At 61.6% G+C, this 14,519-nt stretch carries 19 protein-coding genes; 2 read left to right on the top strand and 17 right to left on the bottom strand.

Annotation, left to right across the window (positions count from 1 at the left end; genetic code table 11):
* Positions 1-3: 3 nt before the first annotated feature.
* The 16 genes from nuoK to ACXYL9_RS07155 form a co-directional block, all read right to left on the bottom strand.
* The gene (nuoK, locus tag ACXYL9_RS07230) at positions 4-309 is read right to left on the bottom strand and encodes an NADH-quinone oxidoreductase subunit NuoK (RefSeq protein ID WP_459038908.1); all 306 of its coding nucleotides are present in this window, start codon (positions 307-309) and stop codon (positions 4-6) included.
* Positions 306-926 (bottom strand): NADH-quinone oxidoreductase subunit J, encoded by a 621-nt coding sequence (locus tag ACXYL9_RS07225; protein ID WP_459038907.1) that lies wholly within the window; start codon positions 924-926, stop codon positions 306-308. Before ACXYL9_RS07225 ends, nuoK begins: the two co-directional genes overlap by 4 nt.
* Before the next feature lie 27 nt (positions 927-953).
* Positions 954-1,439 carry an NADH-quinone oxidoreductase subunit NuoI gene (gene nuoI, locus ACXYL9_RS07220; protein ID WP_459038906.1) on the bottom strand — a complete coding sequence of 162 codons (486 nt, stop codon included), beginning with the start codon at positions 1,437-1,439 and terminating at the stop codon, positions 954-956.
* Positions 1,436-2,488 (bottom strand): NADH-quinone oxidoreductase subunit NuoH, encoded by a 1,053-nt coding sequence (nuoH, locus tag ACXYL9_RS07215; RefSeq protein ID WP_459038905.1) that lies wholly within the window; start codon positions 2,486-2,488, stop codon positions 1,436-1,438. The genes nuoI and nuoH overlap by 4 nt, the downstream gene beginning before the upstream one ends.
* Positions 2,485-4,500, bottom strand: coding sequence for an NADH-quinone oxidoreductase subunit NuoG (nuoG, locus tag ACXYL9_RS07210; protein WP_459038904.1), 2,016 nt, complete (start codon positions 4,498-4,500; stop codon positions 2,485-2,487). Before nuoG ends, nuoH begins: the two co-directional genes overlap by 4 nt.
* The gene (gene nuoF / locus ACXYL9_RS07205; RefSeq protein ID WP_459038903.1) at positions 4,500-5,792 is read right to left on the bottom strand and encodes an NADH-quinone oxidoreductase subunit NuoF; all 1,293 of its coding nucleotides are present in this window, start codon (positions 5,790-5,792) and stop codon (positions 4,500-4,502) included. The genes nuoG and nuoF overlap by 1 nt, the downstream gene beginning before the upstream one ends.
* Positions 5,782-5,967 (bottom strand): hypothetical protein, encoded by a 186-nt coding sequence (locus ACXYL9_RS07200; RefSeq protein WP_459038902.1) that lies wholly within the window; start codon positions 5,965-5,967, stop codon positions 5,782-5,784. The genes nuoF and ACXYL9_RS07200 overlap by 11 nt, the downstream gene beginning before the upstream one ends.
* Positions 5,964-6,104 carry a hypothetical protein gene (locus ACXYL9_RS07195; RefSeq protein ID WP_459038901.1) on the bottom strand — a complete coding sequence of 47 codons (141 nt, stop codon included), beginning with the start codon at positions 6,102-6,104 and terminating at the stop codon, positions 5,964-5,966. The genes ACXYL9_RS07200 and ACXYL9_RS07195 overlap by 4 nt, the downstream gene beginning before the upstream one ends.
* Positions 6,104-6,772, bottom strand: coding sequence for an NADH-quinone oxidoreductase subunit NuoE (nuoE, locus tag ACXYL9_RS07190; protein ID WP_459038900.1), 669 nt, complete (start codon positions 6,770-6,772; stop codon positions 6,104-6,106). Before nuoE ends, ACXYL9_RS07195 begins: the two co-directional genes overlap by 1 nt.
* The gene (locus ACXYL9_RS07185; RefSeq protein ID WP_459038899.1) at positions 6,765-6,944 is read right to left on the bottom strand and encodes a hypothetical protein; all 180 of its coding nucleotides are present in this window, start codon (positions 6,942-6,944) and stop codon (positions 6,765-6,767) included. Before ACXYL9_RS07185 ends, nuoE begins: the two co-directional genes overlap by 8 nt.
* Positions 6,944-8,155 carry an NADH-quinone oxidoreductase subunit D gene (locus tag ACXYL9_RS07180; RefSeq protein ID WP_459038898.1) on the bottom strand — a complete coding sequence of 404 codons (1,212 nt, stop codon included), beginning with the start codon at positions 8,153-8,155 and terminating at the stop codon, positions 6,944-6,946. Before ACXYL9_RS07180 ends, ACXYL9_RS07185 begins: the two co-directional genes overlap by 1 nt.
* Positions 8,152-8,682, bottom strand: coding sequence for a hypothetical protein (locus tag ACXYL9_RS07175; RefSeq protein WP_459038897.1), 531 nt, complete (start codon positions 8,680-8,682; stop codon positions 8,152-8,154). The genes ACXYL9_RS07180 and ACXYL9_RS07175 overlap by 4 nt, the downstream gene beginning before the upstream one ends.
* Positions 8,679-9,536, bottom strand: a complete 858-nt coding sequence (locus tag ACXYL9_RS07170; RefSeq protein WP_459038896.1) for an NADH-quinone oxidoreductase subunit C — start codon at positions 9,534-9,536, stop codon at positions 8,679-8,681. The genes ACXYL9_RS07175 and ACXYL9_RS07170 overlap by 4 nt, the downstream gene beginning before the upstream one ends.
* On the bottom strand, positions 9,533-10,063 hold the full coding sequence (locus ACXYL9_RS07165) for a NuoB/complex I 20 kDa subunit family protein (protein ID WP_459039873.1): 531 nt from the start codon (positions 10,061-10,063) through the stop codon (positions 9,533-9,535). The genes ACXYL9_RS07170 and ACXYL9_RS07165 overlap by 4 nt, the downstream gene beginning before the upstream one ends.
* A 55-nt stretch (positions 10,064-10,118) precedes the next feature.
* Positions 10,119-10,493 carry an NADH-quinone oxidoreductase subunit A gene (locus tag ACXYL9_RS07160; protein ID WP_459038895.1) on the bottom strand — a complete coding sequence of 125 codons (375 nt, stop codon included), beginning with the start codon at positions 10,491-10,493 and terminating at the stop codon, positions 10,119-10,121.
* Between the two features lie 159 nt (positions 10,494-10,652).
* Positions 10,653-12,089, bottom strand: coding sequence for a coniferyl aldehyde dehydrogenase (locus ACXYL9_RS07155; protein ID WP_459038894.1), 1,437 nt, complete (start codon positions 12,087-12,089; stop codon positions 10,653-10,655).
* Positions 12,090-12,282: 193 nt separating this feature from the next.
* On the opposite strand from ACXYL9_RS07155, the gene ACXYL9_RS07150 reads away from it, so the two are divergent.
* Both ACXYL9_RS07150 and ACXYL9_RS07145 read left to right on the top strand, forming a co-directional pair.
* Positions 12,283-13,479 (top strand): thiolase family protein, encoded by a 1,197-nt coding sequence (locus ACXYL9_RS07150; RefSeq protein WP_459038893.1) that lies wholly within the window; start codon positions 12,283-12,285, stop codon positions 13,477-13,479.
* An 82-nt stretch (positions 13,480-13,561) separates the two neighbouring features.
* Positions 13,562-13,969: a hypothetical protein gene (locus ACXYL9_RS07145; RefSeq protein WP_459038892.1), complete on the top strand. Its 408-nt coding sequence runs from the start codon at positions 13,562-13,564 to the stop codon at positions 13,967-13,969.
* A 51-nt stretch (positions 13,970-14,020) separates the two neighbouring features.
* On the opposite strand, the gene ACXYL9_RS07140 is transcribed toward ACXYL9_RS07145, so the two are convergent.
* Positions 14,021-14,491 carry an SH3 domain-containing protein gene (locus tag ACXYL9_RS07140; protein ID WP_459038891.1) on the bottom strand — a complete coding sequence of 157 codons (471 nt, stop codon included), beginning with the start codon at positions 14,489-14,491 and terminating at the stop codon, positions 14,021-14,023.
* Positions 14,492-14,519: the final 28 nt, after the last annotated feature.

The following is a 14,519-nucleotide window of genomic DNA, read 5'->3' as shown; positions in this document are numbered from 1 at the left end:
GAATTACCCCTTCAGCCTGTCGACATCGTCGACCGCAATTGTGCCCCGGGCACGGAAATAGATGACCAGGATGGCAAGCCCGATGGCGGCCTCGCCCGCAGCCACGGTGAGCACGAACATGGCGAAGATCTGCCCCGTCAGATCGCCAAGGAAGGCGCTGAAGGCGACGAGGTTGATGTTCACCGCCAGCAGGATCAGTTCAATCGCCATCAGGATGACGATGATGTTCTTGCGGTTGAGGAAGATGCCCAGCACGCCAAGCACGAACAGAATCGTGCTGACGACGACGTAATGCTCGATGCCGATCACAGCTCGATCCCCTTGCCGATTTCAGGCTGTTTCATCACCGTCGCCTCTTCCGGGCGGCGGCGGACCTGCTTGTTGATGTCCTGATGGCCGCGGGTAGTCTTGAGATCGCGGTGGGTGAGGACAATCGCGCCGATCATCGCCACCAGCAGGATCATGCCCGCCCCTTCGAACAGGAACAGGTAGCGGTCGTACATCAGCGCGCCGAGGCTCTCGATATTCGTCTCGCCCAGCAGCGGCGCGGCGGTACCATCGGGCGTACCCAGTTGCAGGATACCGGCGCGATAGGCACCCATGCCCAGCACCAGTTCGGCCAGCAGGACCAGCGCAATGGCAATGCCGAGCGGGAAGTTCTTGATGAAACCGGCGCGCAGTTCCGCAAAGTCGATGTCGAGCATCATGACCACGAACAGGAACAATACCGCGACCGCGCCGACATAGACGATCACCAGCAGCACGGCGATGAATTCGGCGCCGACCATCACCATCAGCCCGGCCGCGTTGAAGAACGCCAGGATCAGCCACAGGACCGAATGCACCGGGTTGCGGCTCATGATCGTGAAGACACCACTGGCGATCACCAGCGTGGCAAACAGGTAAAAGGCGATTACGTGTATCATTGTGCCCCGGTTCGGTCTGGCGCGCGGTTAGCGATACGGCGCGTCGGCTTCAAGGTTTGCGGCAATTGCCCGCTCCCACTTGTCACCATTGGCGAGCAGCTTGGCCTTATCGTAAAGCAGCTCCTCGCGGGTTTCGGTCGAATATTCGAAGTTCGGTCCCTCGACCACCGCATCCACCGGGCAGGCTTCCTGGCAGAAGCCGCAATAGATGCACTTGGTCATGTCGATGTCGTAGCGGGTGGTGCGGCGGCTGCCGTCCTCGCGCGGCTCGCTCTCGATCGTAATCGCCTGTGCCGGACAGATCGCCTCGCACAGCTTGCACGCGATGCAGCGCTCCTCGCCATTGGGATAGCGGCGCAGCGCATGCTCGCCGCGGAAACGCGGAGACAGCGGGTTCTTCTCGAACGGGTAGTTGATCGTCACCTTGGGCTTGAAGAAATACTTCAGCGTGAGCGCGTGCGCCTTCACGATTTCCCACAGGGTGAACGACTTGATGAGGTGTGCGATGGTCATCCGTAATGTCCTGTGGCCATCAGCCAGCCGCTAACGAGAAAAACGAAGAACAGGCTGAGCGGGAGGAAGACCTTCCAGCCGAGCCGCATCAGCTGGTCGTAGCGATAGCGCGGTACCGTCGCCATCACCCAGCTGAACATGAAGAAGAAGAAGAACGTCTTGAGCAGGAACCAGACGATGCCCGGGATATCGAACCACGGGATCAGGTCGATGTTCAGCGGCGGCAGCCAGCCACCGAAGAACAGCAGCGTGTTGAGGCTGCACATCAAAAGGATGTTGGCATACTCGCCAAGCCAGAACAGCGCGAAGCTCATCGAGGAATATTCGGTCTGATAACCGGCGACGAGTTCGCTTTCCGCCTCGGTCAGGTCGAACGGCACACGCTGTGTTTCGGCCAAGGCAGAGATGAAGAACATCACCCACATCGGAAACAGCAACAGGTTGAAGGCATAAGCGTTGACGATGCCGAAGCCGTGGCCAAGCTGCGCGTTGACGATGCCGGTCAGGTTGAAGGTGCCAGCATAGAGCACAACGCAGACCAGAATGAAGCCGATCGAGACCTCGTATGAGATCATCTGCGCGGCGGCGCGCATGGCCGAGAAGAACGGGTACTTGGAGTTTGACGCCCACCCGCTCATGACCACGCCGTAAACGCCCAGACTGCTGATCGCGAGGACATAGAGCAGGCCGACATTGATATCGGCCAGCACCACGCCAGCATCGAACGGGATCACCGCCCAAGCCAGCAGCGCCACGGTGAACGTGATGATCGGCGCGAGCAGGAAGATGCCCTTGTTGGCCGCGCTGGGAATGATGGTTTCCTGCAGGAACACCTTGAGTCCGTCGGCAAAGCTTTGCAGCAGGCCGAACGGACCGACCACATTGGGCCCGCGCCGCAGGTTGATCGCCGCCCAGACCTTGCGGTCGACATAGATGATCATGGCGACGGCGAGCATCAGCGGCAGCGCGATCAGCAAGATGCCCGAGATTGTCGCGACACCCCACGCCCACTCGTGATTCATGCCGAGCGATTGGAAGAATTCGGTCATTCGGCCGCCTCCGCGATCTCATCCCCGTGCAGCAGTTCGGCCGAACATTGCTGCATCACCGCGCTGGCGCGGGCGATGGGGTTGGTGAGGTAGAAATCCTGGATCGGATAGGCCTCGATCGTTCCGCTTGCCTTGGTCGAGACATCGGCCTTTGGCAGCACGCCCAAGTCGGCCAGACCTTCTTCACCCAGCGCGGGAACATCGGCGATCATCGCGCTCTGCAATGCGGCAAAGCTGTCGAAACCGACATTCACGCCGATGGCATCGGCCAGCGCGCGCAGGATGGTCCAGTCCTCGCGCGCGTCACCCGGCGCGAAGACGGCTTTCTCGGCGAACTGCACCCGGCCCTCCGTGTTGACATAGGTGCCATCCTTCTCGGCGAAGCTAGCTCCCGGCAGAATGATGTCGGCGCTGTGCGCGCCCTTGTCGCCGTGGTGGCCAATATAGACCTTGAGGCAGTCGGCGTAGGGTTCGAAATCCATCTCGTCCGCGCCCAGCGCCAGCAGCACCTTGGGCGCAGCCTTGGCAATATCCTTCATCCCGCCCTTCTGCGCATAGCCGAGCATCAGCCCGCCCATGCGCGCAGCGGAGAAGTGCAGCACGTTGAACCCGTTCCAGCCATCCTTGACCACGCCCAGCGTGCTGGCAGCGGCCAGGCCCGCGCTCAGCGCGCCCTTGGCCAGCGCCGCGCCGCCCATGATGATGGCGGGCCGCTCGGCATTCTTGAAGGTATCGGCCAGTTCGTCCGGCAGGTTCGACAGGACCGAAAGATCGCTGCCGAGGAAGGTTGCCGGGAAGGTCGTTTCCCATTCCGGCCCGACGACATAGACCTTGGCCCCGCGCTTGGCCGCCTTGCGCAGGCGGACATTGACCAGCGGCGCTTCCCAGCGGATGTGGCTGCCGACGATCAGGATCGCGTCGGCGGTCTCGATCCCGGCCAGCGTCGAGTTGAAGTTGACTGCGGCGAGGTTCGACACGTCGTAGTCCATGCCGGTCTGGCGACCTTCGAGCAGGTTCGAACCGCAGGCCTTGAGCAGCGCCTTGGCTGCGAACATCGTTTCGCAATCGACCATGTCGCCAGCAACAGCAGCGATAGAGGATTTGTCAGCCTTCAGTTGCTTGGCAATCGCCTTGAATGCTTCGTCCCAGCTGGCAGGCTGGAGTTTGCCACGCTTGCGCATGAACACCTTGTCGAGCCGGCGCCTGGTAAGCCCGTCGACCTGATAGCGGCCCTTGTCGCTCAGCCACTCTTCGTTGACCTCGTCATTGATGCGCGGCAGCGCGCGCATGACTTCGCGGCCGCGGCTGTCGAGGCGGATGTTTGCGCCGATAGCGTCCGAGACATCGATGCTTAGCGTCTTCTTGAGTTCCCACGGACGCGCCTCGAAAGCATAGGGGCGGCTGGTAAGCGCACCGACCGGGCACAGGTCGATGACGTTGGCGCTCAGCTCGTGCTCGGCAGCTTGCTCAAGATAGGTAGTGATCTGCATGTCCTCGCCGCGATAGATCGCGCCGATTTCGTCCACGCCGGCGATTTCCTCGGAAAAGCGCACGCAGCGAGTGCAGTGGATGCAGCGGGTCATGATCGTCTTGATCAGCGGCCCCATGTATTTCTCGGTCACCGCCCGCTTGTTCATGTCGTAGCGGCTACCGCCACGGCCATAGGCGACAGCCTGGTCCTGCAGGTCGCATTCGCCGCCCTGGTCGCAGATCGGGCAATCGAGCGGGTGGTTGATGAGCAGGAATTCCATCACGCCTTCGCGCGCGGTCTTGACCATCTCGCTGTCGGTGCGGATTTCCTGACCGTCGGTGGCGGGCAGCGCGCAGGACGCCTGCGGCTTGGGCGGCCCGGGTTTCACTTCGACCAGGCACATGCGGCAATTGCCGGCAATGCTCAGCCGCTCGTGATAGCAGAAGCGCGGGATTTCCTTCCCCGCCAGCTCGCACGCCTGCAGCACGGTCGCGCCGTCGGGAACGTCGATTTCGGTGCCGTCTACGGTGACTTTAGGCATTACTCGGCGGCCTCCGCGAATTTGGCGTTGTGCTCTTCGATCCGGCGTTCCAGCTCGGGGCGGAAGTGGCGGATCAAGCCCTGGATCGGCCAGGCAGCGGCATCGCCCAGCGCGCAGATGGTATGGCCTTCGACCTGCTTGGTAACCTGCTGCAGCATGTCGATTTCCTCGATTGCTGCATCGCCGGTGCGCAGGCGTTCCATCATGCGCCACATCCAGCCGGTGCCTTCGCGGCACGGCGTGCACTGGCCGCAGGATTCATGCTTGTAGAAGTAGCTGATGCGGGAAATCGCGCGGACTATGTCGGTCGACTTGTCCATCACGATCACCGCCGCCGTGCCGAGGCCCGAGCCGACTTCCTTCAGTCCGTCGAAATCCATAGGCGCATGGCGGATCTGGTCGGCCGGGACGAGCGGAACGGAGGAACCGCCAGGGATCACCGCCAGCAGATTGTCCCACCCGCCGGTGATGCCGCCGCAATGTTTTTCGATCAGTTCTTCGAAGGGGATGCTCATTTCCTCTTCGACGACGCAGGGACGTTCGACATGGCCGCTGATCTGGAACAGCTTGGTGCCGGCATTGCCCTCGCGCCCGAAGCCGGCGAACCAACTCCCGCCGCGCCGCAGGATCGTGGGCACAACCGCGATGCTTTCGACATTGTTGACCGTGGTCGGGCAGCCATAGAGGCCCGCGCCCGCCGGGAACGGCGGCTTCAAGCGCGGCTGGCCCTTCTTGCCTTCCAGACTTTCGATCATCGCGGTTTCTTCGCCGCAGATATAAGCGCCCGCACCGCGATGCATGAAGACATCGAAATCATAGCCCGAACCGCTGGCATTCTTGCCGATCAGCCCGGCGTCATAGGCTTCGTCGATGGCGGCCTGCAGCGTTTCGGCCTCGCGGATATACTCGCCACGAATGTAGATATAGGCGGCCCGCGCGCGCATGGCGAAACCGGCCACCAGCGCGCCTTCGATCAACTTGTGCGGATCGTGGCGGATAATCTCGCGGTCCTTGCAAGAACCGGGTTCGGATTCGTCGGCATTGATGACGAGGAAGCTGGGACGACCGTCTTTCGATTCCTTGGGCATGAAGGACCACTTGAGGCCGGTGGGGAAGCCTGCCCCGCCCCGCCCGCGCAGGCCGGAATCCTTGATTTCCTGAATGATCGAATCCTGGCCGCGCGCGATCAGCGACTTGGTATCATCCCAGTCGCCGCGCTGCTGCGCCGCCTTCAGCCCCCAGTCCTGGAAGCCATAGACATTGGTGAAGATGCGGTCCTTGTCAGCCAGCATCGGTATGCCCCTTCTTCTTGGCAGCCTTGAGCTGGACCAGGCAGACGACCTGGAAGATCAGCCCCACGCTCATCAGAGCGATGCCGGTCGTGCGGTTGCCCTCGGCGGCCAGATAGACGCCGGCGAGGAAGCAGAACAGGCCTGCCACTGCGAGGGTGATGGTGCCTACATTCATGCCCCGCCTCCCTGCGAAAGGAAGACAATCGCCGCCACGACGATCAGCGCGATAGCGCCGAACTTGATCAGCCCCATCAGCACCTTCCAGGCGATGAAGATGAGCACTAGTGCGACGATGATGGTGACGATATCCATTACCATTCGCCCCTGTAATCGTGGTTCGCGTCGACCATTTCCTTGAGCGTGGTCGGCCCGCCCGAAGGCTCCGACGTGTGCCGCCCGGGCTCCTGCGTGCCTTCCTTGGGCTGCTCGCCAGCAGCCAGCGCGTCGAGCACGGCGTCGAGCCGCTCGGGCGTCAAATCTTCGTAGTTGCTGTCATTGATCTGGACCATTGGCGCGGTGGCGCAATTGCCCATGCATTCGACTTCGGTCAGCGTCCACAAGCCGTCTTCGGAGACTGTGCCCTTGGCCATGCCGCGCTTGGCGCAGGTTTCGAACAAGGCGTCCGATCCACGCAGCATGCAGGGCGTCGTGCCGCAGACCTGGACGTGATATTTACCAACCGGAACAAGGTTGTACATGAAATAGAAGGTCGCCACCTCGACCACGCGGATGACCGGCATGTCGAGATACTGTGCAACATATTCCATCACTGGCAGCGGCAGCCAGCCCTGCGTATTCGTTTCCTCGCCAACCTGCCGCTGGGCCAGATCGAGCAGCGGCATCACCGCGCTGCGCTGGCGCCCTTCGGGATATTTGGCGATGTGCTTGTCCGCCTTGGCCTTGTACTCGGGCGTGAAGGCGAAATTGCCCCACCGCTCGCGCAGTTCGGGCGTATCGGGGGCGAGATGACGATCAGCCATGGTTCAACCTGTGTTGCAGATAGCGGCCAACATACAGGCCGATGACAGCGGCACCCGCCGTCGAAAGGATTTCCTTGAGGCTGGAGGCCCCGTGAAACACGGCCAGATAGGCCGCAATCGCCGAAGCGAAAGCCGCAAACGCCGCGATGAAGATGAAGAGTTCGCGAAGCACTAGCGATCACACTCCCCGAACACCACGTCGATCGCGCCGAGGATGGCGGTTGCGTCGGGCAGCATGTGGCCCTTGGACATGAAGTCCATTGCCTGGAGGTGACTGAAGGCGGTCGGGCGGATCTTGCAGCGGTATGGCTTGTTGGTGCCGTCGCTGACCAGGTAAACCCCGAATTCGCCCTTGGGGCTTTCGGTGGCGACATAGACTTCGCCAGCGGGGACGTGGAAGCCCTCAGTATAGAGCTTGAAGTGGTGGATCAGCGCTTCCATCGACTGCTTCATCTTCCCGCGCGAGGGCGGTGAAACCTTGCCGTCGGCGCTGGCGATCGGGCCTTGCGGCATCTGCGCCAGGCACTGCTTGATGATCTTGGCGCTTTCGTAGACTTCCTTCACGCGCACCATGAAGCGGTCATAGCAGTCCGAATTGGTGCCGACGGGAATGTCGAACTCCATCCTGTCGTAAACGTCGTATGGCTGCGATTTGCGCAGGTCCCACGGCACGCCGGCAGCACGGATCATCGGGCCGGAGAAGCCCCAGGCCACCGCGTCGTCCTTGCTCACCACGGCGATATCGACATTGCGCTGTTTGAAGATGCGGTTGTCAATCACGAGGCTCATGGCGTCGCCGAACAATTCGGGCAGGCGCCCATCGACCCATTCGCCGATATCGACCAGCAGCTTTTCCGGTACGTCCTGATGGACGCCGCCGGGGCGGAACCAGGCGCTGTGCATGCGCGCACCGCTGGCGCGTTCGAAGAAGTTCATGCAGTCTTCGCGCAGCTCGAACACCCACAGGTTCGGCGTCATCGCGCCGACATCCATCACATGCGCACCGATGTTGAGCATATGGTTGGAAATGCGGGTCAATTCGGCAAACAGCACGCGCAGGTACTGGGCCCGGATCGGCACCTCGACATTGAGCAGCTTCTCGATGGCAAGAACGTAGCTGTGTTCCTGGCACAGCGGCGAACAGTAATCGAGCCGGTCAAAATAGGGCAGCGCCTGGAGGTAGGTCTTGTGCTCGATCAGCTTCTCTGTGCCACGGTGCAGCAAGCCGACATGCGGATCGATCCGTTCGATGATCTCGCCATCCAGCTCCATCACCATCCGCAGCACACCGTGCGCAGCCGGATGCTGAGGGCCGAAATTGATCGTGTAATTGCTGATCACGTCCCCGTCGGTGGTGGGGCTCTGTTCGAGTTGCACGCTCATCCGCAAATCCAATCGCCGCTGTAGCTCTGGGTGACGCCGGCGGCATCGGTGACGACCATATTGGCCTCCCGCTTCGCCTGGTTGCCAGCGGTCGGGGCCACGCTGATGCTGACCCCCGGAGCCGAAAATGTTGTGCCCGAACGGATCGCGCCGATACCGCCTGCCGCGTCGAGCGTCACCAGAGCGCCGCCAACGCGGATCGCGCCCTTGCCGCTTTGCGCATTGCCCGCCGTCACGAGGACTTCGCGCCCGACTTCCTGGAAGGTGCAACCACCCGTCCGTGTGCCGAGATCGACGCCGTCAATGTTTCCGACCAGCTGCAACTGCGTCGCGTCAGTGCCTTGCGGCACCTGCGCCCCTGCTGCACCCGGCACCGAAGCATCGCCCTGCACCGCCGCAGCGGCGGTGCCATTCGCGCCGATACGATTGGCGAAATCATCCGCGGTCTCCCGCGCGGCAGGCTCTGAGCAGCCCGCCAGAAGAATCGCGCTGGTCGCAATCAAGATGATACGAGCGGAAACCGTCACGCCTTGTCCCCTTCCTCGTCCGGCTCGGTCGAGGCCTTGGTGTCGCGGGTCTTGCCTTCGCGCTCTACCCGGTCCTCGCGATCCTCGGTCGGCTCGGGGGCATCAGTCCGGTCATCGTCAGTCGGTTCCTCGGCAGGTGAGCCCGCGCTGACCTTTTCGGCGGCCTTGTCATCGGTCGCCTCTCCTGCGCCGGTATCGTCCTCGTCCTCGGTCACCTTGGGTTCGTCGACAGGCGGCATGTCTGCCTTTTCGTCGCCGGGAAGCTGGTAATCAGCTCCTTCCCACGGCGAGAGGAAATCGAACTGCCGCAAATCCTGTGCGAGCTCGACCGGCTCGTAAACAACGCGCTTCTCGTCCTCGGAATAGCGCAGCTCGGTATATCCGGTGAGCGGGAAGTCCTTGCGGAAAGGATGACCCTCGAAACCGTAATCGGTGAGAATGCGGCGCAGGTCCGGATTGCCGTCGAACAGCACGCCATACATGTCGAACACTTCGCGTTCGAGCCAGCCGGCATTGGGCCAAAGCGTTGTAATCGTCGGCACCGGCGTTTTCTCGTCGGTGCTAACCTTGACCATGACGCGGTGGTTCCTGGTAAGGCTGAGCAGCATGTAGACGACTTCGAACCGCTCGGCCCGGTCGGGATAGTCGACCCCGGCCATTTCCATCATCTGCTGATATTCGTGATCGTCGCGCAGCGTCCGCAGCACATCTTCGATCCGGTCGCGCACGACCGAGATGACGATTTCGCCATATTGCTCGCTGGCGCCGATGACCATGTCACCCAGCGCGCCGACGAGCGTGTCACGCACGCCTTCGTTGGAGGCGAACTTGGGGGCGGAATGCACCTCGCTCATCGCTCGATCGTCCCCACCCTGCGGATCTTCCGCTGCAACTGCATCACGCCGTAAAGCAGCGCCTCAGCCGTTGGCGGACAACCCGGCACGTAGATGTCGACCGGCACGATCCGGTCACAGCCGCGCACGACCGAATAGCTATAGTGGTAATAGCCCCCGCCATTGGCGCAGCTGCCCATCGAAATGACGTATTTGGGGTCCGACATCTGGTCGTAGACCTTGCGCAGCGCCGGAGCCATCTTGTTGCACAGCGTGCCGGCCACGATCATCACGTCGCTCTGGCGCGGCGAGGCGCGCGGGGCGACGCCGAACCGCTCCATGTCGTACCGCGGCATGTTGACGTGGATCATCTCGACCGCGCAACAAGCAAGGCCGAAAGTCATCCACCACAGCGAACCGGTCCGCGCCCACTGGAACAGGTCCTCGGTGCTGGTGACCAGGAAGCCCTTGTCGTTCACCTCGGTCTGCATGGCGTGGAAGTAATCGGCATCCGGCTGGCGCACTTCGCCGCCGCGCGCGGTCGGCATCTGGCCGATCTTGCCAGGCTCGAGGCCAGCGAGTGTGGTGTTTTGCGTGCTCATGTCATTCCCACTCCAGCGCGCCCTTCTTCCACTCGTAGGCGAAGCCCACGGTGAGGATAGCCAAGAAGATCATCATGCCGATCCATCCGGCCCACTGCGTGTGATCGAGGCTAACTGCCCACGGAAACAGGAAGGCGACCTCGAGGTCGAAGATGATGAACAGGATGGCGACGAGATAGAACCGCACGTCGAAGCGGCTGCGCGCATCTTCGAAGGCGGGAAAGCCGCACTCGTACTCGCTCAGTTTCTCCGCGTTGGGGTTGTGCGTGCCTGTCAGCCGCGAAACGCCCATCGGCAAAAATACGAACAATGCCGAAAGCCCTGCTGCGATGAACAGGAAGATCAGGATCGGGAGATATTGCGAAAGGTCGACCAAATGACTGACTCGCTGGGCTGGATTTCGGTTGGTTGCGCCCTAGTCGTGCGACATGCGAGGCGCAAGGGGGCGCAGGGCCCAAATGCCCCCGTCCCTGCGCATTTCTCAATGCAATTTTTGCAACCGTGCGCCAGCGCCGGGCAACTGGCGCGCCTCAGGTCATGCCTTCTTCAGCTCGCGCGCGATGTTCTTGCGGGTGGTGTCGCCGAAGGGTGGCTTGAGACCGGCCAGCTTGGCAATGTCCATCTTCGGCTGGGTATAGACGCTACGGGCGTGGCTGAACTCCTTGAACCCTTCAGGACCGTGGTAGGAACCGATCCCGCTAGGGCCGACACCACCGAAGGGCAGATCATCCATCGATATGTGCATGATTACATCGTTGACCGTGACCCCGCCCGAGATCGTGCGCTGGAGGACGTGCTCGCGCTCTCCGGCATCGGTACCGAAATAATAGAGGCCGAGCGGACGATCGTTCTGGTTCACATAGGCGATTGCTTCGTCGACATTCTTGTAGGTCTTGACCGGCAGGACCGGACCGAAGATTTCCTCCTGCATCGCCATCATGTCGTCATTCACGTTACGCAGGATGGTCAGCGGCATCTTGCGGGCATTGGTGGAGGAAAAATCCTCGTTGGCGGGATTGACCTCGATCACCTCGGCACCCTTGTCGCGCGCATCGGCGACCATGGTTTGCAGCCGGTCGAAATGGCGATCGGTGACGACGGAGGTGTAATCATCATTGTCGAGCAGCGTGGGATACATGTTGTGCGCCGCCTGGCGGACCGAATCGACCGCAGCCTGCTCCTTGTCCTCGGGCACATACATATAGTCGGGCGCGAGGCAGATCTGCCCGGCATTGAGCATCTTGCCCATGGCAATGCGCTCACCCGCCTGTTCGAAATTGGCGCTGCGGCCGAGGAATACCGGCGACTTTCCACCCAGTTCCAGGGTGACGGGAACCAGGTTGCGCCCCGCTGCCTCCATTACCTTGCGACCCGTCGCTGTAGAGCCAGTGAACAGCAAGTGGTCGAATTGCAGCGACGAAAATGCGGCAGCGACTTCCGGGCTTCCGGTGATAACTGCGACTTCTTCCTCGGCGAAATACCTTGCCACCAGTTCGGCCGTCAGTTCGCTGGTCTTTTCGGTAAACTCGCTTGGCTTGATCATCGCCCGGTTACCGGCCGCCAGTATCTGCATAAGCGGTCCAAGCGACAGATTTACGGGGAAGTTCCAGGGGCTGAGGATACCCACCACGCCCTTGGGCTCATACCGCAATTCCGCCTTGGCGCCGAACAGACCGAGCGGGAAACGGGTGCTGCGTTTCTCCGGCTTGGCCCACTTGTCCATGTGCTTGAGACAATACTTGCCGAAACCGATCGTGCTGGTGATGTCAGTCAGCATTGTGGCTTCGTGGCTGCGATTGCCGAAATCGGCGCTCATCGCGCGTGCCAGCTCGTCACCGTGATCGACCAGCAGCGCGATGGCGCGCTTGATCCGGTCGCGTCGGGCGCTCATCGATTCAGGGCGGGCCGCGGTGAACGCCTCGCGCTGGCGCCGCAGGATCGCTTCCATTTCGGCTTTTTTGTCGTCGGCCATCTGTTCTCTCCCCAAGGGTTTTTCTTTGCCACCGTTCTCCACCATCGGATCGTGAATGACAAGCGCGCACCTTGTCCGCCCGCGCAAACCTGCTTTGCATCTAGCAATAGTATCCTGTTTGCCTTTGCCGCATTGCAGCATTAGGTGACGAGGCGAAATCCAATCCCATGTTGCAATCAGAAAGGTCCTCCCAATGGCCCAGTTCTCCGCCGCCGATCCCGTTGTCATCCTGTCTTATGCACGCACCCCAATGGGCGGAATGCAGGGCGCGCTAGCCGACGTTTCCGCAACGGAATTGGGAGCTACCGCAGTCAAGGCAGCAGTGGAACGGTCCGGCGTTGCAGGCGAGAAGTTCGACCGCGCCTATATGGGCTGCGTGCTGCCGGCAGGGCTCGGCCAGGCTCCGGCACGGCAGGCAATGGTCAAGGCCGGGCTGCCGAAATCGGTCCAGGCGACCACCGTCAACAAGGTGTGCGGCAGCGGCATGCAGACCGTCATCATGGGCGCCGAAGCGCTGGCCAGCGGAACCATCGATTATGTCGTCGCTGGCGGCATGGAGAGCATGACCAACGCGCCTTACCTGCTGAAAAAGCACCGTTCGGGCGCGCGGCTGGGCCATGACACTACCTACGACCACATGTTCCTCGACGGGCTGGAAGATGCCTACGAGGAAGGTCGCGCCATGGGCACTTTCGCGCAGGAAACCGCCAACGAATACCAGATGACGCGCGAAGAGATGGACGCATATTCCATCGAGAGCCTGCGCCGCGCCAACGCCGCCATCGAGAGCGGTGCGTTCGACGGCGAGGTCGTCCCGGTTACCGTGCAGACCCGCAAGGGCGAACACACGGTCGAGCAGGACGAGCAGCCTGGTCGCGGAATGCCCGACAAGATCCCCACGTTGCGCCCGGCATTTGCCAAGGACGGCACGATCACGGCAGCAACTTCCAGCTCGATTTCCGACGGCGCGGCCGCGCTGGTGCTAACCCGCGAGAGCGTGGCGAAGGAAAACGGCCAGGCGCCGGTGGCGAAAATCGTCGCCATGGCTGCCCATGCGCAGGAGCCGAGCAAGTTCACCACCGCCCCCATCGGGGCGATTGAAAAGGTCCTCGAACGTGCCGGCTGGTCGGCCGAGGATGTGGAGCTCTGGGAAATCAACGAGGCATTTGCCTGCGTTGCGATGTTCGCAATGCGCGACATCGGCATCCCGCATGACCGGATCAACGTCAATGGCGGCGGAACCGCGCTCGGCCATCCCATCGGCGCCAGCGGTGCGCGCATCATTGTGACGCTGCTCAATGCGCTCAAGGAGCGCGGCAAGACCAAGGGCGTGGCCAGCCTTTGTATCGGTGGTGGTGAGGCAACGGCTATTGCCCTCGAACTAACCTAACGGACAACAGAAGTTATCGGATTCGTTATCGCGCAGAATTGATGCTATCGTGCCGCTTCCTTATTTAAAGGGAGAGGGAACGATGAAGAAGTGGTTAATCCTACCCGCCGCGGGCTTACTGGCTTCTTGTTCACAATCGCCCGAACCGGCGCCGGAACCATCTGAACCTGCGCAGGCCATAACCCCGGGCATTTATGACGTCGTGTACGAGACTGATGGCTCGGCGATCCGCGCTGTTCTCGACGAGAGCGGTGCCTATCGCAGCTACGACCTGGACGGCACCGAAGTCGGCCGCGGCAACTGGAGCAATGTTGGGCAAAGGACCTGTTTCGAGCCGACCAGCGATGCTCCGCCGGTTTGCTATACCGATGACCCTCCCGGCGAAGACGGTTCCTTCAATGCCGTTAGTGACGATGGGCGAAAGATTTACGTTCGCCCAGTCCCCGATGCGATTGCCGGCAGTGATACCGCACCAATCGTTGAGGAGTAGCCATCGGATGGTGTGAAGGCTTAGAAAGATGCGCGCTCTGGGAATACCTTTTCAGGGCGCGCTAGCACCAAACAAGTGTCCTGCGGGAACATATCCGTGACGTTTACCGAGGGTCACCTCGCACCACCCGGCTTCACATTGGGCAAGATTGACCAGGACCCCTGGTGCCAGTTTCCACAATAGTGCCGAATTGTCCGCTGGAGCGGCTCGCATCGGGGCTGGGTTTTCACTTGTCACGAGGGCGCTTCTTTCCGCACTCAGCATTCGCGCGACGACCCAGCCCTGTGCGCCTTCGGGGTCCTCGATATAGCGCCAGCCTTCTTTCAGCCGCAGGACCTTCACCGGCAAACCCTTGCGGGTATAGGTCCATTCGATTCGATATTCAGTGCTCGGCCCGACCCGCATATTGAGCCTGGTTGTATCGATACTCGCCCAATACGGCGTCGGGCGCTCGTTCGGCCCCCCTGCTCCGCAGGCGGTCAAGACGAACACGAACAAGGTGGAAAGGATCAGACGGTGCACGACTGCGCTGTCTATGGGAAACCACCCC

This window comes from Qipengyuania sp. CAU 1752 (genome assembly GCF_054482615.1).
The sequence above is the reverse complement of the archived record's forward strand: the minus strand, read 5'-3'. Positions and strand labels throughout refer to the sequence as shown.